18 protein-coding genes are annotated in these 15,461 nt (G+C 62.7%); 6 read left to right on the forward strand and 12 right to left on the reverse strand.

The features are described 5' to 3' along the window. Nucleotides 1–2: 2 nt before the first annotated feature. From ACVWVY_RS30700 to ACVWVY_RS30710, 3 genes are read right to left on the reverse strand one after another with little or no spacing between them, the layout of a single operon-like run. Nucleotides 3–1,163, reverse strand: a complete 1,161-nt coding sequence (locus ACVWVY_RS30700) for an acyl-CoA dehydrogenase family protein (protein WP_456629884.1) — start codon at nucleotides 1,161–1,163, stop codon at nucleotides 3–5. Between the two features lie 12 nt (nucleotides 1,164–1,175). Beyond that, nucleotides 1,176–1,313 (reverse strand): hypothetical protein, encoded by a 138-nt coding sequence (locus ACVWVY_RS30705; protein ID WP_456629885.1) that lies wholly within the window; start codon nucleotides 1,311–1,313, stop codon nucleotides 1,176–1,178. Nucleotides 1,314–1,321: 8 nt separating this feature from the next. Next, the gene (locus ACVWVY_RS30710; protein ID WP_456629886.1) at nucleotides 1,322–2,197 is read right to left on the reverse strand and encodes an MBL fold metallo-hydrolase; all 876 of its coding nucleotides are present in this window, start codon (nucleotides 2,195–2,197) and stop codon (nucleotides 1,322–1,324) included. Between the two features lie 124 nt (nucleotides 2,198–2,321). Between ACVWVY_RS30710 and ACVWVY_RS30715 the strand changes: the two genes are divergently transcribed. Continuing rightward, nucleotides 2,322–3,197 (forward strand): dienelactone hydrolase family protein, encoded by an 876-nt coding sequence (locus ACVWVY_RS30715; RefSeq protein WP_456629887.1) that lies wholly within the window; start codon nucleotides 2,322–2,324, stop codon nucleotides 3,195–3,197. A gap of 107 nt (nucleotides 3,198–3,304) precedes the next feature. After that, nucleotides 3,305–4,285, forward strand: a complete 981-nt coding sequence (locus ACVWVY_RS30720; protein ID WP_456629888.1) for a glycerophosphodiester phosphodiesterase family protein — start codon at nucleotides 3,305–3,307, stop codon at nucleotides 4,283–4,285. A 3-nt stretch (nucleotides 4,286–4,288) separates the two neighbouring features. On the opposite strand, the gene ACVWVY_RS30725 is transcribed toward ACVWVY_RS30720, so the two are convergent. The 4 genes from ACVWVY_RS30725 to ACVWVY_RS30740 all read right to left on the reverse strand — a co-directional run bounded on the left by ACVWVY_RS30725 (nucleotide 4,289) and on the right by ACVWVY_RS30740 (nucleotide 7,879). After that, on the reverse strand, nucleotides 4,289–5,911 hold the full coding sequence (locus ACVWVY_RS30725; RefSeq protein ID WP_456629889.1) for an ABC-F family ATP-binding cassette domain-containing protein: 1,623 nt from the start codon (nucleotides 5,909–5,911) through the stop codon (nucleotides 4,289–4,291). 158 nt (nucleotides 5,912–6,069) lie between these two features. Beyond that, nucleotides 6,070–6,447 (reverse strand): response regulator transcription factor, encoded by a 378-nt coding sequence (locus ACVWVY_RS30730; protein WP_456629890.1) that lies wholly within the window; start codon nucleotides 6,445–6,447, stop codon nucleotides 6,070–6,072. Next, on the reverse strand, nucleotides 6,444–7,319 hold the full coding sequence (locus tag ACVWVY_RS30735) for a S1C family serine protease (protein WP_456629891.1): 876 nt from the start codon (nucleotides 7,317–7,319) through the stop codon (nucleotides 6,444–6,446). Before ACVWVY_RS30735 ends, ACVWVY_RS30730 begins: the two co-directional genes overlap by 4 nt. A gap of 116 nt (nucleotides 7,320–7,435) precedes the next feature. Further along, on the reverse strand, nucleotides 7,436–7,879 hold the full coding sequence (locus ACVWVY_RS30740; RefSeq protein ID WP_456629892.1) for a hypothetical protein: 444 nt from the start codon (nucleotides 7,877–7,879) through the stop codon (nucleotides 7,436–7,438). Between the two features lie 49 nt (nucleotides 7,880–7,928). Between ACVWVY_RS30740 and ACVWVY_RS30745 the strand changes: the two genes are divergently transcribed. From ACVWVY_RS30745 to ACVWVY_RS30755, 3 genes are all read left to right on the forward strand, one after another. Continuing rightward, complete coding sequence (locus ACVWVY_RS30745) at nucleotides 7,929–9,896, forward strand: TonB-dependent siderophore receptor (protein ID WP_456629893.1); 1,968 nt, start codon at nucleotides 7,929–7,931, stop codon at nucleotides 9,894–9,896. Nucleotides 9,897–9,957: 61 nt separating this feature from the next. Continuing rightward, the gene (locus ACVWVY_RS30750; protein ID WP_456629894.1) at nucleotides 9,958–11,061 is read left to right on the forward strand and encodes a PepSY-associated TM helix domain-containing protein; all 1,104 of its coding nucleotides are present in this window, start codon (nucleotides 9,958–9,960) and stop codon (nucleotides 11,059–11,061) included. Further along, entirely contained in the window at nucleotides 11,058–11,258 is a 201-nt protein-coding gene (locus tag ACVWVY_RS30755; RefSeq protein ID WP_456629895.1) for a hypothetical protein, read from the forward strand. The genes ACVWVY_RS30750 and ACVWVY_RS30755 overlap by 4 nt, the downstream gene beginning before the upstream one ends. Before the next feature lie 100 nt (nucleotides 11,259–11,358). Here ACVWVY_RS30755 and ACVWVY_RS30760 read toward each other — a convergent pair whose 3' ends face one another. Both ACVWVY_RS30760 and ACVWVY_RS30765 read right to left on the reverse strand, forming a co-directional pair. After that, a complete protein-coding gene (locus tag ACVWVY_RS30760; RefSeq protein ID WP_456629896.1) occupies nucleotides 11,359–12,063 on the reverse strand; it encodes a GrlR family regulatory protein in 705 nt (234 codons plus the stop codon). A gap of 80 nt (nucleotides 12,064–12,143) precedes the next feature. Then, the gene (locus ACVWVY_RS30765) at nucleotides 12,144–12,293 is read right to left on the reverse strand and encodes a hypothetical protein (protein WP_141686549.1); all 150 of its coding nucleotides are present in this window, start codon (nucleotides 12,291–12,293) and stop codon (nucleotides 12,144–12,146) included. Nucleotides 12,294–12,422: 129 nt separating this feature from the next. Between ACVWVY_RS30765 and ACVWVY_RS30770 the strand changes: the two genes are divergently transcribed. Further along, entirely contained in the window at nucleotides 12,423–12,878 is a 456-nt protein-coding gene (locus ACVWVY_RS30770) for a DMT family transporter (RefSeq protein WP_456632346.1), read from the forward strand. Nucleotides 12,879–12,919: 41 nt separating this feature from the next. Here ACVWVY_RS30770 and ACVWVY_RS30775 read toward each other — a convergent pair whose 3' ends face one another. The 3 genes from ACVWVY_RS30775 to ACVWVY_RS30785 all read right to left on the reverse strand — a co-directional run bounded on the left by ACVWVY_RS30775 (nucleotide 12,920) and on the right by ACVWVY_RS30785 (nucleotide 15,454). Further along, on the reverse strand, nucleotides 12,920–13,966 hold the full coding sequence (locus ACVWVY_RS30775; protein WP_456629897.1) for a GDSL-type esterase/lipase family protein: 1,047 nt from the start codon (nucleotides 13,964–13,966) through the stop codon (nucleotides 12,920–12,922). A gap of 90 nt (nucleotides 13,967–14,056) precedes the next feature. After that, nucleotides 14,057–14,743, reverse strand: a complete 687-nt coding sequence (locus ACVWVY_RS30780) for a substrate-binding domain-containing protein (RefSeq protein WP_456629898.1) — start codon at nucleotides 14,741–14,743, stop codon at nucleotides 14,057–14,059. Between the two features lie 6 nt (nucleotides 14,744–14,749). Beyond that, the gene (locus ACVWVY_RS30785) at nucleotides 14,750–15,454 is read right to left on the reverse strand and encodes a GrlR family regulatory protein (protein WP_456629899.1); all 705 of its coding nucleotides are present in this window, start codon (nucleotides 15,452–15,454) and stop codon (nucleotides 14,750–14,752) included. Nucleotides 15,455–15,461 lie beyond the last annotated feature (7 nt).

The raw sequence follows: 15,461 nt of genomic DNA on the forward strand, positions 1-15,461 counted from the left end.
CGCTAGCCGCGCAGGCCCAGCACGCGACGGGCGATCGACTGGCGATGGACCTCGCTCGGTCCCTCGTACATCCGCATCAGCCGCGCCTTCTGCCACAACGCGTTGAGCGGCAATTCCAGCGTCATGCCGAGCGCGCCCAGCGTCTGCATGGCATGGTCGCAGGCATCATAGGCCATCTCGGTCGCGAACACCTTGATCATCGAGGCTTCGTGGCGGACGTCCTCGCCGCGGTCGGCCTTGTCGGCGGCGTCCAGCACCATCAGCCGGCAGGCGTGCATGCGGGTGGTGATGTCGGCGACCCACCACTGGATCGCCTGGCGCTCGGCGAGCCTGACGCCGAAGGTCTCGCGCTGTTTGGCGTGCTCGCACAGCATGTCGCAGGCCCGCCGCGCGATGCCGATGCAGGTCGAACCCATTTCGAGCCTGCGCGTGCGCAGCCGCAATTGCATCGGCGCGTAGCCCTTGCCGATTTCGCCGAGTACCGAGTCTGCCGGGATGCGGCAATCCTCGAACACGATTTCGTAGGTCGAGCCGCCGCCGATCATCGGGATTTCGCGCTCGATGATGAAGCCGGGCGTTCCCTTCTCGACGATGAAGGAGGTGATGCCGCCCTGCCGCGCATCGTTGCCGACGCGGGCCATGACGATGATGAAGTCGGCAGCGCGGGCATTGCTGATCCAGATCTTGCGACCGTTCAGCACCCATTGTTCGCCGTCGCGCACCGCCCGCGTCTTCATCGCAGCCGGATCGCCGCCGGCGCCAGGTTCGGAGATCGCGATCTCGGACGTCATGCGCCCCTCGATATAGGGCTGCATGTACTTTCGTTTCTGCGCATCGGTCCCGACCGCCTGCAGCATCCGCAAATTCGGCGAGTCCGGTGGCAGCACGAAGGGTACGCAGGTCCGCCCAAGTTCCTCGTGGACTGCCGCCATCGTTCGGGTCGGCAGGTCGTGGCCACCCAGATCTTCGGGGGCATCGAGGCCCCACAATCCCAGATCCTTTGAGACCGTCCGCAGCCGCTGCTTCTGCTCGATGGTCAGTTCCGGATGATCGGAGCCCGGCAGCTTGGACTTCAGGTAATGCGGCTCGAGTGGAATCAGCTCGCGGTCGACGAATTTAGCGACCGTCTCGCGGATCATGGCGGTCTCTTCATCGCTGCTCATCGACAAAACCTCTCAGTTCGCAAACCCGACATACCGCACGAAATCGCCATTCGTGCGGGCAACCGGCTCCTTGGTGAACCCGCGCACGCTCTTGCGGGTCTGAACCAGCGTCTCGAAATCCATCCGTTGCATTCCGTCCGTCCGTTGCATTCCCATCTTCAGTCCCTTTTGAAACGATAATCGAAGCGGTCACCATCGGCGGTAATCAGGCCTGCGGTGGGCGCCGGAAAATGGACCGGCAGGATCAGCGTGTCGGTGCCGGCGACGGAAGCAAAGAACTTGCGCCGCGAGATCGCCGACTGCTTCGGATCCCAGTCGGGCTTCGCCGACCATTCCGGCTCGCGGCACTGAATGACGTGATGCATGAGATCGCCGGCCACGACCGCGCGCTTGCCCCTTGAGAAGATGTTGACGCAGCAGTGACAGGGCGAATGCCCCGGCGTCGGCGTTAGCGTAACGGTATCGTCGAGCGCGTAATCGTCGTCAACCAGAACGGCCTGCCCAGCCTCGACAATTGGCAGGCAATTGTCGCGAAACACCGTGCCGGGCGGGTTGGCGCCCTTGGCATTCTCCGCCTCCCACGCCGCATATTCCTTCTTGTGAAATATGTATTTGGCATTTGGAAATGTCGGCACCCAGCGCCCGTCACGCAGCGTGGTATTCCAGCCGGTATGGTCGATGTGCAGATGGGTGCAGAACACGTAGTCGACCTGCTCGTAGGATATGCCGAGCGCGAACAGCTCGTTGCGCCAGCGCTCCTTGCCGGGAAAATCGAACGGCGGCGGGTGGCCCTTGTCCTCGCCGGTGCAGGTATCGACCAGGATGGTGTAGCGCGGCGTACGGACGACAAAGGTCTGATAGGTGATCATCATCATGCCCAGCGCGGTGTCGAACACCTCCGGCTCCATCCCGGCGAGATGATGCCTGAATACCGCCTCGTCATAAGCCGGGAAGAAATCCTGCGGCCGCCGCCATGGTCCCTCGCGCTCGATGACAGCGTCGATGGTGACATCGCCGATCCTGAGCTGCTTCATGGCTGTTACGCTCCCCAATTTTTGAAAAGCGTAGCTGCGAGCCTCAATCTCCACAAGCCGAGTACGGCATGCTATGCCATGCGTCCTTGCATTGCCCGTCCGAAACGTTGCTAATGCTGCGCAGATGGCTAACCGACCGATAGAGCTTCTCGCCCTCCTGACGCTTGCAATGCTGCCAACGTCGGCGGCCCTCGCGGCTCCGGACACGGTGTTCTTTCCGAGCGCCGATGGCTCGACCGAAATCGTCGCCTATCTCTTCAGGCCGCAAACGCGGGGCCCCCACCCCGCCGTCGTCATGCTGCACGGTCGTGGCGGGCCCTACTCGGCCAACGTCAACAAGGGCTGCACGCTGGTGTCGCGTGCCAGTCCGTCGGCGTGCGATGCGAGCGGCCTGTCGAAGCGGCACATGATGTGGGGCCAGTATTGGGCGGAGCGCGGCTACATTGCACTGCTTCCGGACAGTTTTGGACCGCGCGGCAAGGCGCACGGATTTGACCGCTTCACCCATGATGATCCCGATCGCACCGACGTCAATGAAAAGACCGTGCGGCCGCTCGATGCCGAGGGCGCGCTGAACTGGCTGCGCAGTCAGCGCGACGTCATTCCCCATCGAATCTTCCTGCAGGGATGGTCGAACGGCGGCAGCACCGCGCTGAATGTGATGCAACGGCAGGGCGCGAAGACTTCGGGCTATCGCGCCGCACTGGCGTTCTATCCCGGCTGCGGGCCGAAAGCCTTGCTTGCACCTGACCTCGCGACAACTGCGCCGGTCGCCTTGTTGCTCGGTTCAGACGACGAAGAGGTCTCGCCTGCGAGGTGCCAGGACATGGCCCAGCGATCCATCGCCGCGGGCAGCAAGGTCGATGTCGTGCTCTATCCCGGCGCGACACATGGCTTTGACGACCCCGGACGAAGCCACCAATCCATTCCAGGCAACCGCTCTGCGCTCGAGGATGCACTGATGCGCGCGATCGCGTTTGTGGAGAGGATAAGGGATTAGCAGCGCGGAAGGACGTCATCGCCATCGTTTCGGCTTTCCCGTGTTCTCCGCCGCAAATCGAACAGAAATGCTGCCTAGCGAATGCACCTCGTACGCGGGGGCAAGCCTTGAAGAAGAAACTCAAATATGCCGCGGCGGCAATTGCCGTGCTCGCGGCCGCGATCTACCTAAACAACACCAATCTTCTCGCCAGGCATCATGACGGCCCACCTGTCCTTCTCGCGCATCGCGGAATGGCGCAACGTTTCGACGAACGCGAGCTGAAGAACGACACCTGCACCGCGGCGCGGATGTTGCCACCGACGCACGAATATCTGGAGAATACAATCAGTTCGATGCGGGCCGGCTTCGCGGCCGGCGCCAATATCGTCGAACTCGATGTTCATCCGACCACCGACGGCGAGTTCGCGGTGTTTCACGACTGGACGCTGGATTGCCGCACCGACGGTCAGGGCGTCACCCGCGAACACTCCATGGCCTATTTGAAGAAGCTCGACATCGGCCACGGCTATACCGCCGATGGCGGCAAGACCTTTCCCTTTCGCGGCAAGGCCGTTGGCATGATGCCGTCGCTAGGCGAGGTGCTGGAGGCCTTCCCGCAGCAGCGGCTGTTGATCAATGTAAAGAGCCGCGACCCGTCCGAGGGAGAGAATCTCGCAGCCGTGCTGAACAAGCTTCCCGCCGAACGCCGGGCGCAGATCATGGTCTATGGCGGCGACGAGCCGGTCGAAATCGTGCGTACGCGCATGCCCGATGTCCGAACAATCTCGCGCGCGAACATCAAGAGCTGTCTGCTCGGCTACATCGGCTACGGCTGGAGCGGCGTGGTGCCGAAAGCCTGCCGTAACGCGATGGTGATGCTGCCGATCAACGCCGCCCCGTGGATGTGGGGCTGGCCGGACCGCTTCCTCAACCGCATGAAGGCCGCCAACAGCGAGGTGTTCGTGCTCGGTCCGTACCGCGGTGGTGAGTTCTCGACCGGAATAGACACGCCCGAGCAATTTGCGCGGCTGCCACAAGACTATTCCGGCGGCATCTGGACCAACGAGATCGAGGCCATCGCGCCGCTCGCCAGTAAGAAAAACTAGCCGCTAGCTCCGCAATCCCGGTGCCTCGTGCCCCGTGCGCGCGACATATTCGGTGTAACCGCCGCCAAATTGATGGATGCCTTCGGGCGTCAGCTCGAGCACACGGTTGGAAAGCGCCGCCAGAAAATGCCGGTCATGGGAGACGAACAGCATCGTGCCCTCGAACTCGGAGAGCGCATTGATCAGCATCTCCTTGGTCGCGAGGTCCAGATGGTTGGTCGGCTCGTCCAGCACCAGAAAGTTCGGCGGATCGAACAGCATCTGCGCCATCACCAGCCGCGCCTTCTCGCCGCCCGAAAGCACCCGGCATTTTTTCTCGACGTCGTCGCCGGAGAAGCCGAAGCAGCCGGCGAGCGCGCGCAAGCTACCCTGGCCTGCCTGCGGAAACGAATCCTCCAGCCACTGGAACACCGTGCGCTCGCCATCGAGCAGGTCCATGGCGTGCTGGGCAAAATAGCCCATCTTGACGCTGCCACCGACGGCGACCGTGCCGTCGTCAGGCTCGGCTGAGCCCGCCACCAGTTTCAACAGCGTCGACTTGCCGGCGCCGTTGATGCCCATCACGCACCACCGCTCCTTGCGGCGGATCATGAAATCGAGCCCCTGGTAGATGCTGCGGCTGCCGTAGCCCTTGTGGACGTTCTTCAGGCTGACGACATCCTCGCCCGAGCGCGGCGCCGGCAGGAATTCGAACGCCACCGTCTGGCGGCGCTTCGGCGGCTCGACGCGCTCGATCTTGTCGAGCTTCTTGACCCGGCTCTGCACCTGGGCGGCGTGCGAGGCGCGGGCCTTGAACCGTTCGATGAACTTGATTTCCTTGGCCAGCATCGCCTGCTGGCGCTCGAACTGCGCCTGCTGCTGCTTCTCGTTCAGCGCGCGCTGCTGCTCGTAGAATTCGTAGTCGCCGGAATAGGTCGTCAGCGTGCCGCCGTCGATCTCCACGACCTTGTTGATGATGCGGTTGATGAATTCGCGATCATGCGACGTCATCAATAGCGCGCCTTCGTATCCCTTCAGAAACTGCTCGAGCCAGATCAGGCTTTCGAGATCGAGATGGTTGCTCGGCTCGTCCAGCAGCATCACGTCGGGCCGCATCAGGAGAATGCGCGCCAGCGCGACCCGCATCTTCCAGCCGCCCGACAGCGTGCCGACGTCGCCCTCCATCATCTCCTGGCTGAAACCCAAGCCCGACAGCGCCTCGCGCGCCCGGCCATCGAGGGCATAGCCGTCGAGTTCCTCAAAGCGGTGTTGCACCTCGCCATAGCGCGCGATGATCTCGTCCATGTCATCGGCCCGATCAGGATCGGCCATCGCGGCCTCGAGTTCCCTCAACTCGCCCGCCACGACGCTCACGGGCCCCGCCCCGTCCATGACCTCGGCCACGGCGCTACGGCCCGACATCTCGCCGACGTCCTGGCTGAAATAGCCAATGGTAATGCCGCGATCGAGGGAGACCTGGCCCTCGTCGGGGAGTTCCTGGCCCGAGACCATCCGGAAAAGCGTAGTTTTGCCGGCCCCGTTTGGGCCGACCAAGCCGATCTTTTCGCCCTTCTGGAGGGCCGCGGAGGCTTCGATGAAGAGGATCTGGTGGCCGACTTGCTTGCTGACGTTATCGAGACGGATCATTGGGGCCTGAAGTGAGGAAATCGCTGCGGCCCGCTGCTTAGGACATCCGGCGCGCTAGTGGAAGCGGTTCCGGACCGCTCTCCCGACGCAGATCCCGCCATCTTTAGGATTATATACCAAGGGTCTGCGACTGCTCCCTCGCCGCCGGGCGCGCGGCGTTACAGGTGGATGACGCCGCGGCGCGCGGCGTGTGCTACGGCGTCGGTGCGGCCGGTGGCGTCGAGCTTTTCGAGCAGCGATCCGACGTGGAATTTGGCCGTGTGAACGGATATTCCAAGCCGTCTCGCAATCGCCTTGTTCGATGCGCCTTCGGCCATCAGCACCAGCACGTCGCGTTCGCGCGGCGTAAGCTCGATGTCGTCAGGTTCGATGACCGCTTGCGCCTCACGTGACACGAGCGCGACCGCGGCGGCCTCCCCCGGTGCCGCCAGTCGGATGCCGGTAACGCCGCCGAGCAGCGATGCAAGCCGGTCCGCCAACGCGGCATCGGAAATCTCGATGGCGACGACAACGACCGGTGCAACCTCCTCGCTCACGTGTCCGCCCTTTCGCCGATCGTGAGCTTGATCCGCACCGGCTCGCCGCCGCGCCGAATCGTGACGTCAACGACCGAGCCGACGCTGTCGGGCCCGAGCGATCTTAACAACGAACGCACCCCGGAGAGCTTCTCGTCGTTCCAGCCGACGATAATATCGCCTTGCCGGATGCCGGCGGCGGCCGATGGGCCCGACCTATCGACACTCATCACCATCGCGCCGACCCCATCGTCGAGCTTGACGGGCTGCAGCCCAACCCCGAGATAGCCCCGCGCGATCCGGCCGTGGGTTTCAAGTCTTCCCGCGACCCGGCCGATTGTCGCGCTCGGAATGACAAGCACACGTCGCACGCCCTGGACAGCCATGCCAATGGCTTCGCCGGAGGCGGTGAGCGCAAGCCCTCCCTCGTGACTGTGTCGCAGTCGCACGCCGAGTTCGATTCTGGCGTCGATCTCACCGCCGCGCAGGCTTCGCCAGCGGCCGCCAACCAGCGACACGGTACCCAGCGCGGCGGTGGGAATGCCGTGCTCGGCGGCGACCACGACCGACAGCGAGCCAAGATCCGGAACGACCGATGCAAGTGCTACCGGCGCAATATTCTGGGCATCAAATCGCAACAGCGCGATGTCGGTCGTGTGATCGCGTCCCGCGATGCTGGCGGGTCGCGTCGTTCCGTCTGCAAGCTTGACCGAGACTTCGCCTTCGTCAGCCAACGCCTCGTCGGCGGTCACGATCAGGCCGGGTTTCCACACGAAGCCCGAGGCCCTCAAGCGGTGCGAATGCACCGAGACGATCGCGGACTTTGTTCGGGCGACGAGTTCGGCAAGGGCGGAGGAGAACGAGGAAAGGATGGTTGCGCTCGGGTCGGTCATGGCAGGAGCTCCTGATTGTTTGGTCCAATGTGGGAGTTCTGATTGCGATCGGGAACTAGCCTGATGGGGAGGCGCGGAGTGCTTTCGACGACGAGCGTATCAGCACGGAACCAATATCAGCCGTGTACCGACTTCTCAGCTACCGCGTGTTGTTGCGACGAGGAGCAATTTTCTGCATTCATTTTTGGAGATGATCTAAGAGCTGCTCTAAGAACTCTTCCATTAGAGGAATCGTCGTCCCTCGCGTTATGCGTCGCACTGGAGTTGCGCTGCCCAGTTTCCTGAAAGCGCGACAAGTGCTCGCAGGTGGGTGACGCTTTGAAGTCTCGTGATTTGTTGAGGGTCGCCGCGTCGGCGACCGCGTCCGTATTGGTGTTGTGGCCGCAGGCGACATTCGCGCAGTCGAGTTCCAGCTCCGCGTCGCAATCACTCCCGTCAGTCGTGGTCACCTCACCCGAAAAGCGAACCGCCGCAACGACGACGCGGCGCAGCCGGCGCCCAATAGCGCAAACCGCGGCCGCTTCACGAAGGGCCCAACCGAAACGCGAGGCAACCACCATCGTCGAAGATCCGCGCGGCGCGGTCCAAGGTTACGTCGCCGGCCGTTCGATGTCGGGCACCAAGACCAACACGCCGATCATGCAGACGCCGCAGTCGCTTTCGGTGATCGGCAGCGAACAGATTCGCGACCAGAAACCCGGCAAGTTCGACGAGATCCTGCGCTACACGCCAGGCGTTGTCGCCGGGACTTTCGGCGCCGACACCCGCAACGACTGGTTTTTGATCCGCGGCTTCAAATCCGACGATGTCGGCCTGTTCCTCGACGGGCTGCAGCTGTTCTACACGTCTTACGCAAGCTGGAAGCTGCAGCCGTTCAATCTCGCCCGTGTCGAAGTGCTGCGCGGTCCCTCCGCCGTGCTGTATGGCGGCTCCAGCCCGAGCGGCATCGTCAACGCCATCAGCAAAACGCCTCCGACGGAGCCGATCCGCTATCTCGAGACCGGGGTGAACAATTTCGGCAATGCCTATCTGTCGTTCGATTTCGGCGGCCCGGTCGCGACCTCTCCCGAGAACGGAAGACTGTTCTACCGCCTGGTCGGGCAAGTTCAGAACGGTGGCACCCAGGTCGATTTCACGCCCGACAACAACTACTTCATCGCGCCGTCGCTGACCTGGAAGCCCGACGCCGATACGACCTTCACCGTGTTGGCGTCAGCCTCGAAGTACGAGACCCGCAGCCTCAACTTTCTGCCCTATGTCGGTACCGTCACCGCTGCGCCGTTCGGCCGGATTCCGACAAAACTATTCGCCAGCGATCCCGGCGTCGATCGGTTCACGCGCGAGCAGGAAATGCTGGGCTACCAGTTCGAGCGCCATCTGTCCGACGACGTGACCTTTCGGCAGAACGCCCGCTTCGCCCATGTCGACGTCACCCTGTCGACGCTGTTTGGTCTCGGCTATGTCAACGCGGACCCCGCCACAGCGTCTCTGTCGCGCGGCTACTTCCTCACCCATGGCATTGCCAATCAGGGCAATCTCGACAGTCAGCTCGAATACCGCTTCAACACCGGCATTCTCCGCCACACTGCGCTGTTCGGCCTCGATCTCAAGCATTACAAGATTGACGACTGGCAGGGTTTTGGCGGCGCCCCCTCACTTAGTCTGTTGAATCCGGTTTACGGATACAACGCGCCCTTCGGCGGCTTTACACTTGCGGATACGACGCTCACCCAGAAGCAGGCGGGCCTCTATATTCAGGATCAGATCAAACTGGACCGCTTTACGCTCGTGCTGAGCGGCCGCAACGACTGGGTTGCAACCAATAACGACAATCACATCGGAGCCGGTCAGAGCCGCGAAGACAGCAAGTTCAGCGGACGTGCGGGCCTGATCTACAATTTCGATTCTGGCCTTGCGCCCTATGTCTCCTACGCAACGAGCTACAATCCGGTCATCGGCATCAATTCCGGTCAGTTGCTGTTGCCGGAGACCGGCCAGCAGACCGAGGTCGGGTTCAAATTCCAGCCGAACGGCTTCAACGGTCACTTTGGTGTGGCATGGTTCGATTTGAAGCGGCAGAACGCGCTGACGACCGATCCGAACAATGTATTGCAGCCGTCCCAGAGCGGCGAAGTCACGTCGCGCGGCTTCGAATTTGAGGCCGTCGCCAATCCACTCCCCGGGCTCAAATTGGTCGGCGCGTTCACCACCTACGATCTGTTCGTCAGCAAGGATCTGAACCCGGCGCTGATCGGCAAGGTCCCGACCAACACGCCGCGACAACTGACTTCGGGCTGGATGGATTACACCTTCCAGGAGGGAGCGCTGACCGGCTTCGGCTTCGGCGGCGGCGTGCGTTATATCGGCTCGTCCTTTGCCGATCAGGCGAACACGATGCCCGTTCCCTCCGTCGTGCTGGGAGACGCCACCATCCACTACGAATGGCAGAACTGGCGCGCGGCGCTCAACGTCATCAACATCGCCGACACGATCTACGTGGCGAGCTGTTCGTCGGCGAACGCTTGCTTCTACGGCGATCGGCGCCGGACGACGGCGAGCCTGTCGTACAAATGGTAACGCGCCGAAGGTCGAGTGGAAGGAGGCCGCGCTGAAAGCGAGAACCGTTCGCATCTGGTCGGTGGTTCACACCTGGAGCAGCCTGATATCGACGCTGTTCCTGCTGCTGTTGTGCGTCACCGGCCTGCCGCTGATCTTCCATCACGAGATCGACGAACTGCTGGGCTACGATCCGAAGCCCGAAATCGCCCAGCCGGGCGCGGTGAAGCGGAGCATCGACGAGATCGCCCGGACTGCGCTCACGCACGATCCCGGCCGCGTCCTGCAGTATATCCTGTGGGACAAGGATGAACCGAACACGGTGATCGCCTTCACCAACAACAAGGTCGATGGCGATCCGGATGCGGCGACGCTCAGGGCCTACGACGCCCACACAGCCAAGCCGCTCGGCCCGGTCGGCGGCGGCCCGATGCTGATATTCCTGAAGCTTCACGTCGATATGTTTGCGGGACAGCCCGGCAAGCTGTTCCTCGGCGCGATGGGGTTCCTGTTCCTGGTCGCGATCATCTCCGGCGTCGTGTTGTACTGGCCGTTCACGCGCCGCCTGAGGTTTGGCACGCTGCGGGACAAGTCGCGCCGTATTGCCTGGTTCGACTGGCACAATCTGCTCGGCGCCATAACCATCGCCTGGGCGCTGGTGGTTGGCGCCACCGGCGTCATCAATACACTGGCCGAGGTGATGCTGAGCCAGTGGAAGGCCAACGAACTCGCTGACATGGTCAAGCCCTATGCCGGCAAGCCGCCGCCGGTGCACCTCGCCTCGCTTGACGCAACGCTCGATAAAGCACGGAAGAGCGCGCCCGACATGAATGTCTCGTTCGTTGCCTTTCCAGGCACGCCGTTCACGAGCTCGCACCACTTCGCGGTGTTCATGCGCGGCCACACGCCGCTGACGTCGCGGCTGCTCAAGCCGGTGCTGCTGGACGGCGAAACCGGGGAAGTGTCCGATGCGCGCGACCTTCCCGTCTATCTCAAGGCGCTGCTGGTTTCGCAGCCGCTGCATTTTGGCGACTATGGCGGCATGCCGCTGAAGATCATCTGGGCACTGTTGGACGTTATGACCATCGTGGTGATCGGCAGCGGGCTCTATCTATGGGTCGTCAAACGCCGCAAGCACCGCAGCCACGCGATCGCGAGGCAGCCATTGTTGCAGCCGTCCGAATGACCGCGGCACGCAAATCACGATCCAGCGGCAACTGGCGCGCCGTGTATGGCGGCCCACTCCTGCTCGGTGTGCTGTCGGCCGCAGGGCTATTAACGGCGCTGCTCTCCGAAGGTGCCGGCCGCTATTTTTCCTGGCTCGCCGTTGGTGCGCCCATCGTCATCACCGCGTGGTTTTTTTCGCGGCGCAAGCAGGGCTAGGGCGGTATCGCTTCTGATTAAATCAGAAGCGATACCGCCCTAGATTCTCGTTTTGACGCGTTTTCTTCACGCGAACCGGCGTCCACTTCGCTTGAAAACGCTACGCTGGCCGCATCAGCTTCAGAGTGGCGGCCAGCCGAAGGCTGCGCTTTCCCGCGAGCGCAATGGCTTCGAGTTCAGCACCCGCCACGTCGCAGGTACCGGCAAAACCGATGCCGACCTCGTGGCCGCCGAACACGGGGTTTTCACCCTTGGCCGGCGTGTGCTCCTGATTGAGGATCTCGCCCTTCCACCGGCCGTCGGCCGAGGAATAGGCGCCGAGATAATAGAAGAAAGCGTCGCCGCCGAGGATGCGGCCGTTCAAAAGCAGCATGACGCCCGACAGGCCGGCTTTGACGCCGTCGAGCGCGCGAAGCTGGAGGGAATAGAGCCCGTTGACGACACCACCCTGCCCGACGGTACCGACCGGCGGCAACCCCTCGTCGTCGAGCCGCGTCAGTTCGGCCCAGAACAAGGCGCCGGGCCGCGGCGCGGCGCTGCCCTCAAAGCGAATCTTATTGCCTTGCAGCTTGCCTCGCACGCTGATGGCGGCGACGTCGGTGTCCATCAGCGGCTTGTAGTGGGGATCGTCATTGTGACGCTGGGTGATGACTTCACCGAGAATTTCCTCGCCGCTCTCCTGATAGGTGCCGAGATGGGCAAAGGCGGAATTTCCGCCCAGCAGCTTGCCATTGTGCATGCACATGATGCTGCGGCCGAACGCATCGTTCACGCCATACTCGACCTTGTAGAGCCCGTTCAGCAACGAAGATGTCCCGCATTATGGAATTGTCCCGGGGCATAGCACCGCCGGAAGCCCGGAACCAGCCGCCTTTTCACGCACGTTCAATGTCGTTTGAAATACTGCACGGCGCGCTCGTGCTTTTCCGCCGCCGCGCGGGATTTGAAGGTTCCAAGGTTGCGGCGCTTGCCCGTTTTCGGGTTGATTTTGCGGGAATAGAGCCGGTATTCGCCCGATTGCAGTTTTCGGATCATGGAAATGCACCGCTTGTTGGCGAGCCCCCCGTCCGCAACAATTGCGCTGCGTGCCCTCTTGTTCCGGTCCGGCTATTCGCGTTGTCTTCAGGCCTTGCGATGCCGGATCACTCTGCCGGCACGGAATCAATGGGGGCTTCGGTGCAGCATTTCCTCCTTTATCTCCTCGCACTCGGCGCCGGTGTCAGCGTCGCCACCCAACAGGTGCTCAATGGCAGCCTGCGCACGGCGCTTGCGTCGCCGGCCTGGGCGGGACTGATCAGCTATGCCGGCGGCCTCATCACCATGATCGTTGCGGTGATCGCGCTCGGCGAGCAGGTGCCATCGTGGAAAACCGCGGCCGGTGTGCCGTGGTATGCGTGGTCCGGCGGCGTGTTCGGTGCCGCCTTCATCCTGCTGGCGATCCTGCTGCTGCCCTCGCTCGGGGCGGCGACGCTGTTTGCGCTGGTGATTGCCGGTCAGGTGCTCGCCGCGGTCACGCTGGATCATTTCGGCGCGTTTGGGCTGACGCCGCACCCCATCGGCGCTGCGCGGCTGGCAGGCGCGGCGCTTCTGATCGCCGGCGTCGTCCTGATCAGGGATTGAAAATCAGTGGCGGGCGCGCGAGATGCCCGCCGCTGTCGGTGTCATGCCGCTCGCCTGAACATCGCGCGCGAAGCGATCAACGGCGATGCAAACGTGTCGGACTTCGGCAGCTTGCGCAAAGCACTATCAAATCGTGCCGCTGTCTTCGCAGCGCCGGCCGCCGTCGGATGCAGCTCGTCTCGCCATTGGTTCTTGCCGATCGCGCCGCGGAGATCGACATAACGGTAGTTGGAATAAGTCGTCTCGAACGCTGCCAAGGCGCCATTGAAAGCATCGATCATGATCCGCACGATAGCCTGGCAGAGGTTGGCGTGAAAAGTTGGATCGAGCCCGACAAACATCATGCCGTTTCCAATCCATGGCCCGTCGACGCGCGGAATGACGTAATCATAACCGTGCCCGAGCATGATCACGTCCGGCGCGCGCACGTGGACGCGCTGGATCAGCGATTCGTAGTTCTGCAGGATCAGCTTCAGGTTGTCGTAGAATTCAGGCTTGATGTAGTACGCCGCATCGGAAGGCTTGGTGTGATCGACATCGAACAGTCTCAGGAATCGCGCGATTCCGCTCTCGCCGCCAAGCACGTCGTTGCCGCCACCCGAAAACAGAAAGGTGTCAGCCTCCCCCGATACGAGCGGAGGCCAGAATTGCCCGGCCAGAATCATATCGGCAAGGGTATCGCCCCAATGCGCCATGTTGGTGATCGGATAGCCGTAGGTTTGCTGCAACAGATCGACCAGCGTCGGCGGCATGATCAGATGGGGCAGTCGAAACCATGAATCGCCCTCGGCAACGATGGGAGCCTTGCGCTGAAACCCCTTGGGCGGGGCCGCCGCGCGCATCTGCCGGTCGCGACCGATCGTGGCATCCTGTGCCAGCGCGTCGGCAAGCTTGCTCGACTTTTCGACGCCCTGAAAGTCGACAGCTGCGCGATTCAGACCGACCGTGAAGTCAAACGGCTTTTGCGGATTGGGCTGCGCAACGAAATAATCTGAAATTTCCTTGTCGGTAATGGTGCCGCGCTGAATCTTTTCGACAACGGCATGGAATGGAGTCTTTCCGGCATCGGCTTTCGATTTCTTTGCCATGTAATTCCCCTTTCGTGAATAAACCGCGACACTGTACAACTCGTGGTTTAATTCAAGCAAGGGGCGATGAGCCCGCCTTTCCCGCAAAGCCTACTTCTCAAGCCCGCTCTCGCGAAGCACAGGCGCGACCTCGCTCGAGGCGAGAAACCGCAACAGCCGGTCCGCCTGGGCGGCACGGCGCGATGCCGTGATGCGTCCCGCGGAAAACACCGCGGGTGTTTGCAGTTCGTATGGAATTGGCCCAACCACGTCGATGCCGCCGACCTGCTTCAACTCGCTGATCTGCTGGACCGCGAGATCGGCTTCGCCGGTCACGAGCTTCTCAGCGGTGAAGCCTTGCGGGATGATCTGCGCCCTTGCATTGACGTCGGAGGCAATGCCGAGCCGTTCGATCAGTTTTGCAAACAGAATGCCGCTGGCGCCGAGCCGCGAATAGGCCACCGAGCGCGCGCCGAGCAATGCTGCGCGCAGCGCCACCTCGGTTGAGATATCCGGCCGAGCCGCGCCGGCTTTCACGGCGATACCGACAAAGGATCGCGCGAGATCCACGCAACTTTCCGTCGCCACCCGCCCCTCGCGGGCGACCTCGTCCAGCCCCTCACGGGTCAGGATGACGACGTCGGCGGCCTCACCGGCCCGCAACCGCTCCAGCAGCGCCAATGTCGGAGCGAAATCGGCGTCGATACGGGCGCCGCAGGCCGCCTGATACTGGCCGGCCAGGCCGTGGACGGCGCCCTTCAACGCAAGCGTCGAGAGCACGCGAATGGCGTCGCTCATTGTCTGCTACACCCGGTGCATCAGCTTCAGCACTGCGGTCATGCGAAGGCTCCGCTTGCCGGCGAGCGCGGTTGCCTCCAGCAGCGCGCCCTCCGTGTCGCAGGTGCCGGAAAAGCCGATGCCGACTTCGTGGCCGCCGAAGATGGGGTTCTCCCCCATGGCCGGCGTGTGCTCCTGATTCAGGATCTGGCCCTTCCAGCGGCCCTTCTCCGAGGTGTAGGTGCCGAGATAATAGAACGAGGCGTCGCCGCCCAGGATGCGGCCATCATTGAGCAGCATGACGCCGGTCAGGCCGCCCTCGACACCGTCAAGCATGCGGATGTGAATGGAATAGAGGCCGTTGACGACGCCCCCCTCGCCGACGCCACCGGCGATCGGTCCGGCGTCCTGCTCGATCGGCGTCATCAGCGAGTGGAACGCCACGCCGGGCAATTCCTTCAAGCCGCCTTCAAAACGGTAGAGGTCTCCGTCCGCGCTGCCCTTCGCCAGCAGCGTGGCATCGTCGGTGCCGGCCATCGCGCGGTAGTTCGGGTCGGGGTTATGACGGACGGTCTGGATCACGATGTCGACGCCATCGTCCCGTTTTTCGTAGGTGCCGATATGGGCAAAGGCCGAATTGCCGCCCAGCATCCTGCCGTCGCGCGCATACATCACGCTGCGGCCGACCGCAGCGCCAAGCTGAAACCTGACTTTGTAAAATCCCTCAAACAATGCCGTG

This window comes from Bradyrhizobium sp. URHC0002, assembly GCF_054059515.1.